At 38.0% G+C, this 14,501-nt stretch carries 28 protein-coding genes; 26 read left to right on the forward strand and 2 right to left on the reverse strand.

The window, feature by feature from the left end:
• The gene (locus tag M1F74_RS08845) at positions 1–738 is read right to left on the reverse strand and encodes a helix-turn-helix domain-containing protein (RefSeq protein ID WP_247946879.1); all 738 of its coding nucleotides are present in this window, start codon (positions 736–738) and stop codon (positions 1–3) included.
• A gap of 170 nt (positions 739–908) precedes the next feature.
• Here M1F74_RS08845 and M1F74_RS08850 point away from each other — a divergent pair, with 170 nt between their 5' ends.
• On the forward strand, positions 909–1,184 hold the full coding sequence (locus tag M1F74_RS08850) for a hypothetical protein (protein ID WP_247946880.1): 276 nt from the start codon (positions 909–911) through the stop codon (positions 1,182–1,184).
• Between the two features lie 69 nt (positions 1,185–1,253).
• A complete protein-coding gene (locus tag M1F74_RS08855) occupies positions 1,254–1,457 on the forward strand; it encodes a hypothetical protein (protein WP_247946881.1) in 204 nt (67 codons plus the stop codon).
• On the opposite strand, the gene M1F74_RS08860 is transcribed toward M1F74_RS08855, so the two are convergent.
• On the reverse strand, positions 1,441–1,800 hold the full coding sequence (locus M1F74_RS08860) for a hypothetical protein (RefSeq protein WP_247946882.1): 360 nt from the start codon (positions 1,798–1,800) through the stop codon (positions 1,441–1,443). The two genes, M1F74_RS08855 and M1F74_RS08860, sit on opposite strands and share 17 nt — an antisense overlap.
• A 73-nt stretch (positions 1,801–1,873) precedes the next feature.
• On the opposite strand from M1F74_RS08860, the gene M1F74_RS08865 reads away from it, so the two are divergent.
• The 24 genes from M1F74_RS08865 to M1F74_RS08980 all read left to right on the forward strand — a co-directional run bounded on the left by M1F74_RS08865 (position 1,874) and on the right by M1F74_RS08980 (position 14,500).
• Complete coding sequence (locus M1F74_RS08865) at positions 1,874–2,080, forward strand: helix-turn-helix transcriptional regulator (protein ID WP_045763047.1); 207 nt, start codon at positions 1,874–1,876, stop codon at positions 2,078–2,080.
• 111 nt (positions 2,081–2,191) lie between these two features.
• On the forward strand, positions 2,192–2,482 hold the full coding sequence (locus M1F74_RS08870; RefSeq protein ID WP_247946883.1) for a hypothetical protein: 291 nt from the start codon (positions 2,192–2,194) through the stop codon (positions 2,480–2,482).
• Between the two features lie 10 nt (positions 2,483–2,492).
• Entirely contained in the window at positions 2,493–2,921 is a 429-nt protein-coding gene (locus M1F74_RS08875; RefSeq protein WP_247946884.1) for a hypothetical protein, read from the forward strand.
• On the forward strand, positions 2,918–3,256 hold the full coding sequence (locus tag M1F74_RS08880) for a hypothetical protein (protein WP_247946885.1): 339 nt from the start codon (positions 2,918–2,920) through the stop codon (positions 3,254–3,256). The genes M1F74_RS08875 and M1F74_RS08880 overlap by 4 nt, the downstream gene beginning before the upstream one ends.
• A complete protein-coding gene (gene dnaB / locus M1F74_RS08885; RefSeq protein WP_247946886.1) occupies positions 3,253–4,587 on the forward strand; it encodes a replicative DNA helicase in 1,335 nt (444 codons plus the stop codon). Before M1F74_RS08880 ends, dnaB begins: the two co-directional genes overlap by 4 nt.
• Positions 4,588–5,265: a GIY-YIG nuclease family protein gene (locus tag M1F74_RS08890; protein WP_247946887.1), complete on the forward strand. Its 678-nt coding sequence runs from the start codon at positions 4,588–4,590 to the stop codon at positions 5,263–5,265.
• A gap of 17 nt (positions 5,266–5,282) precedes the next feature.
• Positions 5,283–6,047: a conserved phage C-terminal domain-containing protein gene (locus M1F74_RS08895; protein ID WP_247946888.1), complete on the forward strand. Its 765-nt coding sequence runs from the start codon at positions 5,283–5,285 to the stop codon at positions 6,045–6,047.
• Positions 6,048–6,869 (forward strand): ATP-binding protein, encoded by an 822-nt coding sequence (locus tag M1F74_RS08900; RefSeq protein WP_247946889.1) that lies wholly within the window; start codon positions 6,048–6,050, stop codon positions 6,867–6,869.
• Complete coding sequence (locus M1F74_RS08905; protein WP_223139827.1) at positions 6,869–7,330, forward strand: class I SAM-dependent methyltransferase; 462 nt, start codon at positions 6,869–6,871, stop codon at positions 7,328–7,330. The genes M1F74_RS08900 and M1F74_RS08905 overlap by 1 nt, the downstream gene beginning before the upstream one ends.
• A gap of 9 nt (positions 7,331–7,339) precedes the next feature.
• Positions 7,340–7,558: a hypothetical protein gene (locus M1F74_RS08910; RefSeq protein WP_247946890.1), complete on the forward strand. Its 219-nt coding sequence runs from the start codon at positions 7,340–7,342 to the stop codon at positions 7,556–7,558.
• 95 nt (positions 7,559–7,653) lie between these two features.
• A complete protein-coding gene (ssb, locus tag M1F74_RS08915) occupies positions 7,654–8,070 on the forward strand; it encodes a single-stranded DNA-binding protein (RefSeq protein ID WP_247946891.1) in 417 nt (138 codons plus the stop codon).
• A 15-nt stretch (positions 8,071–8,085) separates the two neighbouring features.
• Positions 8,086–8,253, forward strand: coding sequence for a hypothetical protein (locus M1F74_RS08920; protein WP_247946892.1), 168 nt, complete (start codon positions 8,086–8,088; stop codon positions 8,251–8,253).
• Positions 8,240–8,449, forward strand: a complete 210-nt coding sequence (locus M1F74_RS08925) for a hypothetical protein (RefSeq protein WP_247946893.1) — start codon at positions 8,240–8,242, stop codon at positions 8,447–8,449. Before M1F74_RS08920 ends, M1F74_RS08925 begins: the two co-directional genes overlap by 14 nt.
• Positions 8,421–8,738 (forward strand): hypothetical protein, encoded by a 318-nt coding sequence (locus M1F74_RS08930; RefSeq protein WP_247946894.1) that lies wholly within the window; start codon positions 8,421–8,423, stop codon positions 8,736–8,738. The genes M1F74_RS08925 and M1F74_RS08930 overlap by 29 nt, the downstream gene beginning before the upstream one ends.
• 1 nt (position 8,739) lies before the next feature.
• A complete protein-coding gene (locus M1F74_RS08935; RefSeq protein ID WP_247946895.1) occupies positions 8,740–9,225 on the forward strand; it encodes a DUF1642 domain-containing protein in 486 nt (161 codons plus the stop codon).
• A complete protein-coding gene (locus M1F74_RS08940; protein ID WP_247946896.1) occupies positions 9,225–9,485 on the forward strand; it encodes a hypothetical protein in 261 nt (86 codons plus the stop codon). Before M1F74_RS08935 ends, M1F74_RS08940 begins: the two co-directional genes overlap by 1 nt.
• Entirely contained in the window at positions 9,482–9,823 is a 342-nt protein-coding gene (locus tag M1F74_RS08945) for an HNH endonuclease (RefSeq protein ID WP_247946897.1), read from the forward strand. Before M1F74_RS08940 ends, M1F74_RS08945 begins: the two co-directional genes overlap by 4 nt.
• On the forward strand, positions 9,820–10,080 hold the full coding sequence (locus tag M1F74_RS08950) for a DUF1372 family protein (RefSeq protein ID WP_247946898.1): 261 nt from the start codon (positions 9,820–9,822) through the stop codon (positions 10,078–10,080). The genes M1F74_RS08945 and M1F74_RS08950 overlap by 4 nt, the downstream gene beginning before the upstream one ends.
• Positions 10,081–10,129: 49 nt before the next feature.
• Positions 10,130–10,468 (forward strand): helix-turn-helix domain-containing protein, encoded by a 339-nt coding sequence (locus M1F74_RS08955; protein WP_247946899.1) that lies wholly within the window; start codon positions 10,130–10,132, stop codon positions 10,466–10,468.
• Complete coding sequence (locus M1F74_RS08960; RefSeq protein ID WP_247946900.1) at positions 10,465–10,929, forward strand: hypothetical protein; 465 nt, start codon at positions 10,465–10,467, stop codon at positions 10,927–10,929. Before M1F74_RS08955 ends, M1F74_RS08960 begins: the two co-directional genes overlap by 4 nt.
• A 108-nt stretch (positions 10,930–11,037) precedes the next feature.
• Positions 11,038–11,580, forward strand: coding sequence for a site-specific integrase (locus tag M1F74_RS08965; protein WP_001028147.1), 543 nt, complete (start codon positions 11,038–11,040; stop codon positions 11,578–11,580).
• A 390-nt stretch (positions 11,581–11,970) separates the two neighbouring features.
• Positions 11,971–12,165 (forward strand): HNH endonuclease, encoded by a 195-nt coding sequence (locus M1F74_RS08970; protein ID WP_247946934.1) that lies wholly within the window; start codon positions 11,971–11,973, stop codon positions 12,163–12,165.
• 144 nt (positions 12,166–12,309) lie between these two features.
• Positions 12,310–12,795: a hypothetical protein gene (locus M1F74_RS08975; protein ID WP_000601030.1), complete on the forward strand. Its 486-nt coding sequence runs from the start codon at positions 12,310–12,312 to the stop codon at positions 12,793–12,795.
• Positions 12,788–14,500, forward strand: coding sequence for a terminase TerL endonuclease subunit (locus M1F74_RS08980; protein ID WP_247946901.1), 1,713 nt, complete (start codon positions 12,788–12,790; stop codon positions 14,498–14,500). Before M1F74_RS08975 ends, M1F74_RS08980 begins: the two co-directional genes overlap by 8 nt.
• Position 14,501: the final 1 nt, after the last annotated feature.

Consider the following 14,501-nt stretch of genomic DNA (forward strand, 5'->3'; position numbering starts at 1 on the left):
TTATCCCTCTCTATACAAATCCACGACTTCACCGATAATTCGGAAGTCTGTCTCTGGTGTGATTGGCATATCCTTGTACGCTGGATTTAAGCTATGTAGGTATGCTTGTTCTTTGTCAATGACAAGCTGCTTGATATAAGCATCGCCGTTGTAGTTGAATACTCCGATAACACCGTTATTTAAGTCCACGCTAGTCTGAATGAATACCAGGTCGCCGTCGTGATAGTCAGGTTCCATAGAGTCCCCTTTGATTGGAATGACGAAGTCGGCATCGATATCTACTGGCAACTCAATCCGCTCTACTCGTACATCGTTCAAATACTGGCCTGTACCTGCAGAAGCTGGGTGGTCGTAGTAGTCGTAACCGTAGAGCTGAATAACTTCCGATACTTCGTTTCCCTTCGTTTCTTCTTCGTTTTGTTCTTCCAGTTGCCTCTCGGCATAGGTCAGGACTTTGGCTTTCCTTGGCTGGTGTAACTGGTCGTAGATGGTTTGGATGGGGGAAGTGGTAGGGGATTGAAGAGTCTCGTTTTGAGAAGGGAAAAAATCATCTATTGAGACACCGAAAATATCACAAAGCTCAAAGAGCATGTCTTGATTGGCTTTCCTATCTCCTTTTTCATATCTACTAATAGTTTGTTTAGTAGTATTCAATCTTTTTGCAAGTTCATCTTGAGTAAAACCGGCTGATTTTCGAAAAGTTTTAATTTGGTTTCCGATGTATTTTTTCAAATCCATATTCCGTACCTCAATTTTAGTAATTCTATAAGTAGATTATATAAAAAAGTCACCGAAAACGCAACTTTTTTTACTTTTTAATTAAAATACTGTTGACAGGTCACCGAAATGGTGATATACTTAAATCAAGCTTAAGGAAATAACAAAAAAACAAACCGGAGGGAAACACAATGAATAAAGGACTTACAACACAAGAACAAATTGCACTAGCGAAAGAAATCTTACAAGTTAAGAACCGCAGAGAACGCTCACTTAAATTAGGAGAAATCCTAGATCGTGAAAAACTATCGTCAGATGATATGTACGCATTGTACAACACACTACTAACGGCCATCAGAGTTTACGGAGACGTTATAGGATTTGACGACAAAGATTTTCAGGAAATGGCTCTTACAATCTTAGTTCTTGAAAAGGTTGAAGAGACTAAACAAGCTAGGGTAGCGTAGAGAGGTGCGATTCCCCTCCTAGCTGTTGCTCACGGAGCGAAAAAGAAATAATAGAAAGGAGAGAGGGAGATGGTTGAAGAAATTCTTGAACGTATTGCCAAAAGCCTTGAGTCTATAGATGCAGAACTCAAGGCAAGAAATAGTGAGCGCAAGGAACTTTTAGAAGCTTCTGGAAATATCCAAAAACTATGTGAAGCTATACTTGATGATCCTCTTGGCATTCAACGTTATAAAGAAAAAGCACTAGCTGATAGAGTTAAACAAAAGGAATAACAGATTTAATTTTTGCTGCAAAGTCTAAGACATTTTCTATCCGTTCTTTAAGAGTTGGTTCTCTGAACTGATTTTCAAGTTCAGCGATTGCTTCGGTTGTTAAAGACAGGGTGTAGAACGTGTTATCAGCTTTGGTGCCAATGATGTATCCATATTTGTCTAATTCAAAACATGTATCTAAAATATCTTCTTCAGACCATTCAGACATAATGTTATCTTTCAGATATTTTATGTTTTGGAAGTTTCTTGCTTGCTTTTTAGAAACTTCATCCTTGCGTCTTGTTAGATATTCTGCGTACATGGATGTTAGTAGAAACTTTGCATCGTTAGTTAGAAAATCCATTAAAATCACCTCCTTTCTAGCTTTATTATAGCAGAATTGCGAGGAACAAATAGAAAAATAAGGAGGTAGGAACGTGCAAATTTATTTGTATCAACTAAGAAAAGAAAAAGGCATTACACAGAAAGAATTAGCTCAAAAGCTTGGAATTTCTGAGACGGCATATCGTCAGAAAGAGAAGGGACAGAGCGCTTTTACTCAGGATGAAATGTTTTTCTTGCGTAGCTTTTTTGATAAACCTTTGCAAGATATTTTTTTACCAAGAAAGTCACCAAAACGGTAACTGTATAACTAAAAACAAAAAAGCACCTGACGGAAATCAGGTACTTACTTAAACAATTTAAACCATTATATCACAAAAATGCTTGCCCGCATAGTTGAGAGGATGTAGAAAATGGAAGGAATAACGTTACAATTACGATTGGACGGCGGAAGTGCTGAATTGTTCACGAATCAATTATTGGCCTATGCTGAAAAGCAGGTCAAGGAGCAGTTAGAGAATGATCGTATGCCAATCAATCAACAGGCTTTGATGAAGAAGTTTGGCTTTACTCATGGCTATATTAAGAAGTTAGAACGTAAAGGATTAAGATTTCGTAAACAAGGGAAAGATATTATGTACGATGTCAATGATGTTTATGAGATTTTAGAGTTAGAAAAACAAGTACGAAAATTAAGAGCGTAAGGAGAACAAAATGACAGAACCAACTTTATCAAGCCAACTGCTTGGCTTGGCGGCTATCTTTATCGGAATCTTTATCTTGATGCTACTGACTGCTAAAAATGAAAAATCGGATGAACAAAATGTAGTAGTCATCATTGAAAAAACAGAAGATTTCGGAGAAGTTGCCCGAAGAAACTTGAAAAATAGCGACAGGAGATTCACCTATGACACTCAGCCGCCTGTAGGACTCACTTCATCGATTGAGGACGTACCACAAGTTTTTAGAGAATGCATCGAAGATTATGACAGACTGGCTCGTGATTATCATGAAGAAGCGAGTCATAATGATTCGCTAAGAATACAAAATGCGAATCTTTTAGAGGAAAATGGACGATTGCTCTACAAGGAAATGACCATGGATTTTCGTCAGAATCCTAGAAAATGGAGGGCGAAGACATGACTGTTAGTCGTGATATGAGCGAGATGGAAATACGTGTGTTAAACATGATTATGAATTGTGCTACTTTCGATTTGCCCATTCAAGCGAGTGAAATCCGCTTAGAGACTGGACTTTCGAAGCGAAAGCTTGAAGAGGTTATTGAAAGTTTGCGTGTCAATTTTGGCCACCCTATCGTAGCTAAGAAGATGAAGCCGAACGGCTATTACTTGCCACGAAGCGAGGAGGAGCGACAAGCTGGGCTTGCGCCTTATCGTCGTCAAATCCTAACTGAGCAAAAGAATCTTGCTGCAGTGATGAATGTGGATTTAGAAAAATATTGGGGGAATAGCGCATGAGTGAAGATTTTAGAATACTACCTCATGATCTAGTCGCAGAGCAGTCGGTTCTGGGTGCAGTATTTATTTCACCTGACACCATCATTTCGCTGGCAGATGAATTAACTCCAGACGATTTTTACAAACCTGCAAACAAGATTGTATTTAAGACCATGTTGTCATTACTTGAAAAAAGTGAGCCAATCGATGCTACGACAATGGTTTCTGCTCTTACCAATCAAGGTGACATCTCAAATATCGGTGGTATAAACTACGTTGTCGAGTTGGTAAATTCAACACCAACTTCAAAAAATGTGGAGCACTACGCTAAACTCGTAAAAGAAAAAGCAACGCTCCGGAAAGTAATTGCTGACTTGTCAGAGTCTCTTTCTAGCGCATATCAAGGAGACGTATCGATTGGTGACATCATTGCTAAAACTGAAAAATCTCTACTGGATATCAGTAATCAAAATGCAGGGACAGGATTTCGTAATGTGGCTGATATCCTTGATACACATATGCAGATGGTCGAGACTCGCTCGCAGACAGATGGATTCGTGACCGGTCTGTCTACTGGCTTTGTCGGATTAGATAAGATTACAACAGGCCTTCATGAAGGGAATCTTATCATCCTTGCTGCTCGTCCTGCTATGGGCAAGACGGCGCTAGCATTGAACATTGCAAAGCATGTGGCTACGATGGAAAGAAAACCTGCTGTTATTTTCTCGCTTGAAATGGGAGCAGAGGAATTGATTGAGCGCATGGTGGCATCTGAGGGTATGATTCCAGGTTATCATTTGAAGACTGGGAATCTTAGTACAGATGAGTGGAAAAGACTTGTGCATGCTCAAAGCAATCTCTATGATGTGCCTATTTTCGTGGATGATACTGCGGGTATTCGGATTTCAGATATACGGTCAAAGGCTCGAAAACTTTCTCAAGAAATGGGCGGTCTAGGCATTATCATCATTGACTACTTGCAGTTGATTACTGGTTCAAAGAGGGAGAATCGTCAGCAGATTGTTTCTGAAATTTCAAGAGAATTGAAGATACTAGCAAAGGATTTGAGGGTTCCTGTCATAGCCTTATCGCAGTTGAGTCGGTCGGTTGAACAGAGACAGGACAAGCGCCCAATGCTATCAGATTTGCGAGAATCTGGTTCGATTGAGCAAGATGCAGACATTGTAGCTTTCTTGTATCGTGATGCCTACTACCAGAAGGAACATGCAGACAGTCAAGAAGCGAATAACGTGACCGAGCTGATCCTAGAAAAGAATAGACATGGGAGTCTAGGGACAGTGAAGTTGTATTTTCACAAAGAATACACAAAATTTTCAAATGTGGAGGGGTAAATGGCAAATTGGTTTGTGAGAATCAATCACAGAAAAGAAAACAAAGATAGTTACTACTCTCAGCAAGTAGAACGAAGGCTCTACTTTGATTTAGAAACTAAGAAGGATGTTTTGACAAAAATCAAAGAAGATTATCCAGAATATTTTTCAGAAAAGATACCTCAAAGAACTTCGAAAGAAGAATTCTTTTTTGTCAATGTTTATGAATTGAGTGAAAACTGGGAAAGTTTTTGGACCGGAAAAATTCCGTGTAAATTTTGTGGAGAAAATCCTGTCAATAGAATTGACATAAAGAACAATAATTATAGTGGTTATTATTTTTGTTGTTTAGAACATGAAGAACAATTTTATGCAAATAGGCTTGCTGAAGATGTCAGAACATATAGAAGTAGCAATGTAGTTGGTTTCATCTATAAAATCACTCATAAACAGACGGGTAAGGTTTATATTGGAAAAACTGTTAATCATCCTATTTTTCGTTGGTTCCAACATTTTAAAGCACAATCAGGAAGTTACTTTCATGAAGTGATGAAAAAAAGCGATATCACAGACTGGACCTATGAGGTTATCGACAAGTTAAAAGATGGCACAGAAAATGAACTACTTGCGTTAGAAAGTAAATACATAGCTGATTTTAAAGCAACAAATCCTGAATATGGATATAACACTAAAAATTAGAAGAAAGGAGTAGTGCGATGATTAAAAAAAGCGAAGTCACTGGCTTCTTATCGTTTTTCAAATTTCCAAAGCCATTCATCTATGATGAAAAATATAAGTCATTGAGCAATAACGCTAAAATGCTCTATATGCTTCTGTTTGATAGGTTAGAACTATCTTTAAAAAATGGATGGCATGATAAAGAGGGGAACGTTTTCCAGTATTACACAAACGAACAGTTGATGATTGACTTAAATTGCAATAGCAACAATACGATTATCAAAATCAAAAAGGAGTTGAAAGATGCTGGTCTAATGACGGAAGTCAGACAAGGGATGAACTTACCAAACCGTATTTATCTTGATGCTCTTAACGGAAGTGTAGAAAGTGCATTTCAGGAAGTGCAAAAAGTGCACCTTGGAAGTGCAAAAAATGCATTTCAGGAAGTGCAAAAAGTGCACACAATCAAGACTGAGAATACTAATACTGAAAATAACAATAATAAATTGTTGATTTGTAAAGAAGTTATTTCTTATCTCAATTTGAAAGCTAAGAAGAATTTTAAGGTTGACACTGCTAGTCATCAAAAATTTATCAAGGCAAGGCTAAAAGAGGGTTATGTCCTTGAAGATTTTAAGAAGGTTGTGGACATCATGGTCGCTAAGTGGAAAGGTACAGAGTATGAACAGTATATTCAACCACAAACACTTTTTGGTAATAAGATGGACAATTATCTGAACCAACCTATGCCACGAACAGTTCACTCTTTTCAATCAGCAGTTGATGAAAGGCTAGGGTTTTAGATGAAACAGTTTAAACAATTTAGAACTAGAACGGTTCTTGATGATGTCTGTGAAATCCATGGATGCCATCTTTGGTCTGTCAAAATCCCTGTTAAGGGTAAGGTTGAGGAAATCAGTCAATGCCCTGAGTGTGAGAAAGAGAATATCCGACGCTTTGAAAAGCAGTTGAATATGGAATCAGAGGTTAAAAGCAAGCTATCGGACACTTATGAGGTCTTTGCTCGTGACAGTATCGTTTCAAGTAAGCTTGCCAGCAAGTCACTACATGACTATGAGATTCAGGTTGATATTGATGAAAAGGCTATGAACTTTGTGAAGAGATTGGAGCGTTGCTATGCCAAAGGTGAAACTGGCAATGCTATCATCACTGGCCCTTCTGGTGTTGGTAAGAGTCATCTGACTTATGGATTTGCTCGGTTTCTCAATGAGCAGTTTAAATCTTATGATGAACCGAAAAGCGTGCTATTTGTGTCAGTTGTGACTTTGTTTGACAAGATTCGTGAAAGCTTTGAGTTTGACAATGGCTTTTCAGAAGCGAAGATGGTCAAGCTACTGTCTGAGGTTGATTTTCTCTTCCTGGATGACCTCGGGAAAGAGAGTCGCAAGGCTGACACGAGGCGAAATGAATGGGCGCATCAGATATTATTCAAAATTCTGGATAATCGAACCAATACGATTATCAACACGAATCTGTCTAGTGAAGAAATTAAAGAGCTTTACTCGGACGATTTCGGGAATGGTGCTTTATCAAGTCGCATCTTTGAAGGAGCAACTGGAAAGTGCTTTGTGTATCCGTCTGGGATGAAGGACAGGAGGTATTGATGGAAGATATACGAATACTAGATGCGTGCTGTGGGTCTAGAATGTTTTGGTTCGATAAAAAGGAACCACATACGACATACATGGATAGACGTGAAGAAGAATTTGAAATTCACAAAAAGAAAATCAATGTCAAGCCAGATATTGTTGCAGATTTTCGAGACATGCCATTTGATGATGAAACATTTAACCTTGTTGTATTTGATCCGCCACACCTTCTCTGGGCTGGTCAGAAATCATTCATGCGTGCTCAATACGGACAACTAGATTTGCTGACTTGGAGGTTAGATTTACAACAAGGTTTTGAAGAATGTTTTAGAGTCTTGAAAACAGGTGGAACACTTATTTTTAAGTGGTCTGATGCTCAAGTAAATGTTAAAGAAATTTTGGAATTGGTTCCGCATCAACCACTTTTTGGGCAACAGCGTGGAACAACTCACTGGATGGCTTTTATGAAATTTTAGGAGGTATTGATGTTAAATCTCTACTTCGTCTACAATGGGCACTGTCAATTCTTCCTTGGGACGTTTAATAACGTTGATGATCTCATTGAGCGTATGGAAGACCATCAATGGGCATTCTCGGCTACCACTCACCCAAGATTTCAGAAGCACATCGGAAAGCGGACGACAAGATTCGACTACGGTGCTAAGGATTGTTACTATCTAGCAACTTTTTCAGGAGGAAAATAAAATGATTGAACTTATTAAAGAATTTGGAATGGCTATTTTATGGATGTTTTTAGGATATTTAATCGGGGAACGTGCAGGAAGAAAGGAAAAGGAAGATGATCAATAATGTAGTATTAATTGGGCGCTTGACTCGTGACCCTGAGTTGCGATACACGCCGTCAAATGTTGCTGTTGCGACTTTCAACCTTGCAGTCAATCGGAATTTTAAAGGCGCAAACGGAGAGCGAGAGGCTGACTTCATTAATTGTATTATGTGGCGTAAGCAAGCTGAAAATTTCTCAAATTGGGTTAAAAAGGGTGCTCTTGTTGGAATAACAGGTCGCATCCAGACTCGTAGTTATGATAATCAGCAAGGACAACGTGTCTATGTGACGGAAGTTGTGGCTGAAAGTTTTCAAACGCTTGAAAAGAAGGATAATACTGCGAATCAGTCAAGCATGGAAAATCAGATGCCACCTAGCTACGGACAAGGTGAGCCAATGGATATTTCAGATGATGATTTGCCGTTTTAGTGTGAGGTAAGAAATATGGTTGGAGTAACCTATCAGGAAATTCATCTCTTTGTTGCATTTTTGAAAGAGCGGTATGGGCAAGGTCGTCCAGACTATATTGAAGCTCTGAACGACTTAGACGGTCTGGTGGAAGTCTCCTACAGAGAATCTATTGAAAGATTTTTAGAAGATGAAGTACGATAAACAGGCAGTGATTGAAGGACTGAAACGCACAATCGAGCAAAACGAAGAGAAGATAATCGAGTATTCGAAGCCGTGCGATGCACGCAAGAGACGGATTAGAGCGCTTGAGCGCGATTTGTTAAAGAAAAAGAATAAAGAGCTAGAAGAAAAAATAAAGGAGTTGGAAGATGATGGAAGAGTTAAAGCAAAAAGTTAATGCAGTATACAACTGGACGGTAGAAGACGGGAAGCCGAAACCTCCCAAGCAAAATTTACCACAAGCAGTGAAAGACCGGGCGGACTATTTTTGGGAAATGGCAGAAGATGGTATGACATTGATAGGAGTGATGGAATGTATCTTCGCCGATGAAAAACCTACAGACTATGATTTGGGAGCTACTAAGGGTTGGTTGCCAAAATCTAAGGAGTTTGATGATTGGGTTGGCTATTCGCCAGGAATGTCTCAGGTAGTTATTGCAGTTTATTTGATTTATGGAGGAAACTAAGATGAATAAGCAGGAATTGATTGAGAAGTATAAAGAGTTGGAGGCTGGTTCATTTGATATTGCAGCAATTGTAGTTTGTCAGCTAGTTTTAAAAGACTTCGAACAACTAGACGAGCTCGAAAAAGTCCAAATTCCGCAGTTTGTGGCGGAAATTATCGAGTATTACAAGGGAAAGAACGCTACGTTATATGATGCGCTTAGAGAAAAAAACTTCAACAAACAATACAATGAGTGGTTGATGAATGAACAGGATGCTTACAACAAAGTTGCTCGAGCATGGCTTGATGGCTACGAGGTTGAGGAAGAAAAGCGGTATCTTGTGAAGATAAAAGCAGTAGATCAGTATCTTGTGAGAGTGAAAGACGAGGATTTCTTGGGATTTTTACAAAGTAGATTAAGGTCTAACTTCACCCGCAAAGAACTCGAAGAAGCTGGGTTCGGCTGGGTATTTGATTGTGAGGGGATTGAGATTGAGGAGGTGGAGTGATGATTATCAAGAATTATAAATATGATTTTTCGAGTGGCAGAATATGCTACACAATTGATGTAGATGGCTATGAACAAGCCATGAAACACACAAAGACAGAGCACGGAAGTGTGCAAAGAAATGATATTGATGATTTCTTAAGTACGGTTGAGGAATACGACTTTCAAGAAGCTGAGATGATTGAAGCATTCGTTGACTTTCAAAATGATTTACTCTTATATGGAATTGGTTTTGAATTGAGAAATGAGGTCACAGAATGAAACGAAAAAGCATATCTAAAACCACTAGACAAAAAGTTTTAGATAAATACGGCGGTCACTGTGCTTACTGTGGCAAGGAATTAGATTTAAAGACTTTGAGAGTGGATCATTTGCATCCTCATTATCGAGGCGGAGAAGATAGTTTTGAAAACTATATGCCTGCTTGTTATCAATGCAATTTCTATAAATCTACTTTTCTGTTAGAAGAATTCAGAGAGCAGATGTCTACCTTGCACGAGAGAATCAGTAAGCCGTTTATAGCAAGACTTGGTTTAGATTATGGAATTATTGAAATCAAGCCTTTTAATGGTAAATTTTATTTTGAGGAGGAGACATGAAACGCTTTATCGCAATCTGGATTTTAGTATCTGCTGGATTGAACATCTGGCAATGTGTCCACATTAAAAAATTAGAAGAAAAGCGCCCTATTGTAATCTACAAAGCAGATAATCAAGGCGCAGAAATCAAAGGCAGAGTCGTCCACAAGGAGAAGATTGGCGACATGTTCACTATCACAGTGCAAAATTACGGAATATTCGTAGTTACTCAAACAAACTATGAATCTCTTAAAGTTGGAGATGAGGTAAGACTGTAATGGTGCAGGCTACATTCATAAAAGCTAATACTAGAAAGTGGAGAGCAAGATGAAGCTGAGATTGAAAGAACTTAGAGAGGACCTATGTATCTCTGTCAAAGATATGGCCAGAGATACAGGTGTCTCCCAAAACACAATTCATTTGTATGAGCGTGGTGGATATCCATCTATTAAGCAGATTGAAATGATTGCTAAAACCTATGATGTAAACCCTGCGTGGCTTGTTGGGTGGATAGATGATGAAATGATGCCTGGAGTCCAGGTCGTTGAAAAAGTGGTCTATAAAGAGAGCCCAACGGCAAGATTGCCAGATTATTTCAACAACAATAACGATGGTAAGCTTATCAAGTGGAAGCAGTCACGAAGATTTCGAGGAGGTAAGGTTTGAGCAAAAAGAACTTAACAAAATCACGGAGAGATTATCTTGAGTTTGAACTTGATGATAAATACTTGAAGATTGATAAACTTATTGGTCAGCGTAGACATGAATTAGAACGATTGTACGAAGTGAAACACCTAACTGTTCCTGGTATTGATGATACAGGATCAAGTGGAAGTGGATCATTCGTTAACAGGTCTGAGAATCTAGCAATTGCATACGCAAGCGATCCGATGGTTTTAAGACTGGAAAACTTTCAAACAGCAATTTCAAAGCTACTTGACGCACTTGAACCTGATGATAAAAAAATCTTTCATTTGAGATGGGGAGAACACACTAGATACGATTGGATTCAAGTTTGGCATATCATGGAGAATGGTGACACTGGGTATCTATACAGACATAGTAAGCAGATTTACAGAAGACGCGAAGTGATTCTAGATACACTTGCAAAATTATTGTTCATGTAACTTGTCAAAAAAAAGTATAGCATTGACAAAAAGAATATGATAGATTGATACTATCCAAAGCACTGAGAAAATCTTAGTGCTTTATTTTTTTGTGAAAGGAGCAAAACTATGAATATTGTTGAACCGTTACGAGATAAAGATGATATTCAAGCTATGAAGGACTATCTATCATCTTGGAATGAAAAGTATTACATGCTATTTCTTTTGGGAATCAACACAGGTTTTCGTGTTGGAGATATTCTCAAACTAAAAGTTAAAGATGTTCAAGGTTGGCACATTAAAGTTAGGGAACAGAAAACAGGGAAATACAAGAGCATCAAAATGACAAGGCCACTCAAGAATGAATTGAGGGAATTTGTCAAAGATAAAGAACTACATGAATATCTATTTCAGAGTCGTGTTGGAAAGAATAAGGCACTCAGCTATAAGACGGTATACTGGTTTCTTAAAAGAGCTGCTGAAGACTTAGGCATTGATAATGTCGGCACTCACACGATGCGAAAAACATTTGGCTATCATTACTACAAGAAGTACAAGAACGTTGCAGACTTGATGTCATTATTCAATCATTCAAGTCCAGCAGTCACACTAATTTATATTTGTGTAAGGCAAGATGAACTTGATACTAAGATGAGTAATTTTAGCCTCTAATATTTTTTTGATTTTTTCAACTATCCATAACGAGGAAGTTTCTAGTTTATATTTTGAATAGGGCCCGAAGCATTGTCCGTATTAGTTTTTGAGTGTGAAACAAAATTGGATAAAATATAAGATATAACTAATTCAACAGGGATATTTTACATAAATTCAAAACTCAAAAATAAATCTTGTCAAAAAAAGATATAGAATTGACAAAATGAATCTGATATATTTGTATCATGTGAAAATCCAGAAGTTGAAGGAGTGGTGTAGGCGATGGCTTATTTTAAAAATCCTAAACACTCAGACTGGTTCAGAGCTTGGCAGATTAGGTTCTATAACTCCAAGCCATGGAGAACTTTAAGAAATAAAGTCAGACACCATAAAAGAATGCGATGCGATATGTGTGGACGTTTAATTCATAGCAAGAGCATTGTTGACCATATTATAGAGATTGATGAAACTAATTATCAAGATGAGTCTATTACTCTCAACGAAGATAATCTGCAATTACTTTGTCTCGAGTGTCATAATACAAAAACATTTCAAAGTAAAATAAATTTAAATTTAGAAAATCGAAATATTAATTTATTTTGATTTTTTTATTTTTTTGATTTTTGATTTTTGATTTTTATCAGATCCCCCCTATTTAAAATTTTCACACACCCAAAATAATAACGGTGTCAATCCTCTTATATACCTCTCCCCCAAAAATGACGAAAATTGATACAAGAAAGGAGCATGATTTTGAAAATCAATGAAGTTTTAGAAAAGCTAGGAATAAGTCGTGCTACCCTCACCAGGTATCGAAAAAAGCTAGGCATATTTGAAGAAACTCGGTCGAATATCACAAAAAGTCAGTTCAAAGAGTTAGAAAAGCTGGCAAATCAACGCCAAAAGTATACAAGAGAAGAACGTGTTGAACTATCTCGTAAGACTTTCAAGTTGATTCCAAAAGAAAAAATGCTTGAAATCAATGACAATGATTCAGTAGGTTTGAAAAATTTAAAAACTCAATACAATCATAATCAAAAAGTGATTGAAAACTTCCAGCTGGAAATCAATAAAGTCATCAATGACGGTGAGCTACCTGATAAGTATTTACTTGATGGAATGGAAAAGTATCAAAAGCTAAACATGCAGATTATGTCAACGATTGAAAAGCAAAGTCCACAGGGTGATAGCCTCAAAGAAATGATTCAGGAGAAGTTGGCTCGATATGGTTGAGATGAGATATTTTGATAAATATGCTCAACTGGTCTACTCAGGGAAGATTCGTGTTTGTGAACTTACGATGAAGTCTATTAAACGAGTAGAGAGGTACAAGGAGCAATACATCTTTAAACAAGAAGAAGCTGACAAACGGATTGAGTTCATTGAGGAAGAGTGCAGCAACACTAAAGGTCTTGCTGGAAAGTTACGCTTGGCTTTGCCTCAGAAGGTCTGGCTAGAAACAACGTGGGGTTTTTATCATACAGTTGAAGTTACAAAAACAGATCCTGATACACTTGAAGAATATAAAGATTTTGAAGAAAGGCGTCTCATTCATGAGGTGCCTATTATTGTACCTCGTGGTACAGGAAAAACCACCCTTGGTTCTGCCATTGGTGAGGTTGGTCAGATTATTGACGGTGAGTGGGGTGCTGATATTCAGCTTCTAGCTTACAGTCGTGAACAAGCTGGCTATCTGTTTAATGCTTCTAGAGCTATGCTGTCGAATGAAGAGAGCTTGCTACACTATATGCGTGAGGCTGACATACTACGGTCAACTAAACAAGGTATCTTGTACGAGACAACTAATAGTCTTATGTCAATCAAGACTTCCGACTATGAAAGTCTTGATGGTACTAATGCTCACTACAATATTTTTGATGAAGTGCACACTTATGATGATGACTTCATCAAGGTTGTGAATGATGGTTCGAGTCGTAAGCGAAAAAATTGGATAACCTGGTACATCTCCACCAATGGGACGAAACGAGACAAGCTTTTTGATAAGTATTACAACATCTGGGTAGATATTCTTGATGAAAAGATTGTCAATGATTCGGTCATGCCTTGGATTTATCAGCTGGATGATGTTTCTGAAATTCACAATCCAGATATGTGGCAGAAAGCTATGCCTTTACTCGGTATAACGACTGAGAAGGAGACGATTGCCAAGGATATTAAAATGAGCAAGAATGATCCAGCACAACAGGCTGAGCTGATGGCTAAAACATTTAATCTCCCTGTTAATAACTATCTTGCTTACTTCAGTAATGAAGAGTGTAAGGGTTGGTCAGATAAGTTTGATAAGAGTTTGTTTGTTGGAAATGAGGAACGGAGTGCTCGCTGTGTGCTTGGTGTTGACTTGTCGGATGTCAATGATATTTGTTCGGTCTCATTTATGGTCGTGCGTGGCGAAGAGCGTCAGTATTTGAACAAGAAATTCATGCCACGTCATACGATTGAAGGACTTCCGAAAGAACTGAGGGACAAATACGCTGAGTGGGAGCTTAGTGGACAGCTTCATGTTCATGAGTTGGACTACAATGACCAAGCTTATATCTTTGAAGAGTTAAGGCAGTTTATGAGTGAGAATAGAATCTTACCAGTTGCAGTTGGATATGACCGCTGGAATGCAAAAGAGCTTATCCGCTTAATTAATGACTACTACGGAGATATATGTCACGACATTCCACAAACGGTCAAGAGCTTATCCAATCCTTTAAAAGTGTATAAAGAAAAAGCTAAGATGGGGAAAATCATCTTTGACGATCCTGTGGCAACTTGGAACCACGCAAATGTTCGTGTCAAGATAGATGCGAATAACAATGTATTTCCAAATAAAGAAAAAGCAAAAGAAAAGATTGACGTATTTGCTAGTCAGCTAGATGCTTTTATTTGCTACGAAAATTTCAAGGAAGACTTGAGTTATTACTTTGATTGAG

Origin of the sequence: Streptococcus oralis, assembly GCF_023109315.1 — a bacterium.
Classification (GTDB): Bacteria; Bacillota; Bacilli; order Lactobacillales; family Streptococcaceae; genus Streptococcus; species Streptococcus oralis_BS.

Excerpts from the sequence above, each read along its gene's own strand:
- M1F74_RS08970 (WP_247946934.1), top strand. The coding sequence starts at position 11,971 with ATGTGTGGACGTTTAATTCATAGCAAGAGCATTGTTGACCATATTATA.
- M1F74_RS08860 (WP_247946882.1), bottom strand. The coding sequence starts at position 1,800 with ATGGATTTTCTAACTAACGATGCAAAGTTTCTACTAACATCCATGTAC.
- M1F74_RS08945 (WP_247946897.1), top strand. The coding sequence starts at position 9,482 with ATGAAACGAAAAAGCATATCTAAAACCACTAGACAAAAAGTTTTAGAT.
- M1F74_RS08845 (WP_247946879.1), bottom strand. The coding sequence starts at position 738 with ATGGATTTGAAAAAATACATCGGAAACCAAATTAAAACTTTTCGAAAA.
- ssb (WP_247946891.1), top strand. The coding sequence starts at position 7,654 with ATGATCAATAATGTAGTATTAATTGGGCGCTTGACTCGTGACCCTGAG.
- M1F74_RS08950 (WP_247946898.1), top strand. The coding sequence starts at position 9,820 with ATGAAACGCTTTATCGCAATCTGGATTTTAGTATCTGCTGGATTGAAC.
- M1F74_RS08965 (WP_001028147.1), top strand. The coding sequence starts at position 11,038 with ATGAATATTGTTGAACCGTTACGAGATAAAGATGATATTCAAGCTATG.
- M1F74_RS08880 (WP_247946885.1), top strand. The coding sequence starts at position 2,918 with ATGACTGTTAGTCGTGATATGAGCGAGATGGAAATACGTGTGTTAAAC.
- M1F74_RS08905 (WP_223139827.1), top strand. The coding sequence starts at position 6,869 with ATGGAAGATATACGAATACTAGATGCGTGCTGTGGGTCTAGAATGTTT.
- M1F74_RS08850 (WP_247946880.1), top strand. The coding sequence starts at position 909 with ATGAATAAAGGACTTACAACACAAGAACAAATTGCACTAGCGAAAGAA.
- M1F74_RS08935 (WP_247946895.1), top strand. The coding sequence starts at position 8,740 with ATGAATAAGCAGGAATTGATTGAGAAGTATAAAGAGTTGGAGGCTGGT.
- M1F74_RS08940 (WP_247946896.1), top strand. The coding sequence starts at position 9,225 with ATGATTATCAAGAATTATAAATATGATTTTTCGAGTGGCAGAATATGC.
- M1F74_RS08975 (WP_000601030.1), top strand. The coding sequence starts at position 12,310 with ATGATTTTGAAAATCAATGAAGTTTTAGAAAAGCTAGGAATAAGTCGT.
- M1F74_RS08855 (WP_247946881.1), top strand. The coding sequence starts at position 1,254 with ATGGTTGAAGAAATTCTTGAACGTATTGCCAAAAGCCTTGAGTCTATA.
- M1F74_RS08930 (WP_247946894.1), top strand. The coding sequence starts at position 8,421 with ATGATGGAAGAGTTAAAGCAAAAAGTTAATGCAGTATACAACTGGACG.
- M1F74_RS08910 (WP_247946890.1), top strand. The coding sequence starts at position 7,340 with ATGTTAAATCTCTACTTCGTCTACAATGGGCACTGTCAATTCTTCCTT.
- M1F74_RS08895 (WP_247946888.1), top strand. The coding sequence starts at position 5,283 with ATGATTAAAAAAAGCGAAGTCACTGGCTTCTTATCGTTTTTCAAATTT.
- M1F74_RS08875 (WP_247946884.1), top strand. The coding sequence starts at position 2,493 with ATGACAGAACCAACTTTATCAAGCCAACTGCTTGGCTTGGCGGCTATC.
- M1F74_RS08925 (WP_247946893.1), top strand. The coding sequence starts at position 8,240 with ATGAAGTACGATAAACAGGCAGTGATTGAAGGACTGAAACGCACAATC.
- M1F74_RS08890 (WP_247946887.1), top strand. The coding sequence starts at position 4,588 with ATGGCAAATTGGTTTGTGAGAATCAATCACAGAAAAGAAAACAAAGAT.
- M1F74_RS08955 (WP_247946899.1), top strand. The coding sequence starts at position 10,130 with ATGAAGCTGAGATTGAAAGAACTTAGAGAGGACCTATGTATCTCTGTC.
- M1F74_RS08920 (WP_247946892.1), top strand. The coding sequence starts at position 8,086 with ATGGTTGGAGTAACCTATCAGGAAATTCATCTCTTTGTTGCATTTTTG.
- M1F74_RS08870 (WP_247946883.1), top strand. The coding sequence starts at position 2,192 with ATGGAAGGAATAACGTTACAATTACGATTGGACGGCGGAAGTGCTGAA.
- M1F74_RS08980 (WP_247946901.1), top strand. The coding sequence starts at position 12,788 with ATGGTTGAGATGAGATATTTTGATAAATATGCTCAACTGGTCTACTCA.
- M1F74_RS08900 (WP_247946889.1), top strand. The coding sequence starts at position 6,048 with ATGAAACAGTTTAAACAATTTAGAACTAGAACGGTTCTTGATGATGTC.
- dnaB (WP_247946886.1), top strand. The coding sequence starts at position 3,253 with ATGAGTGAAGATTTTAGAATACTACCTCATGATCTAGTCGCAGAGCAG.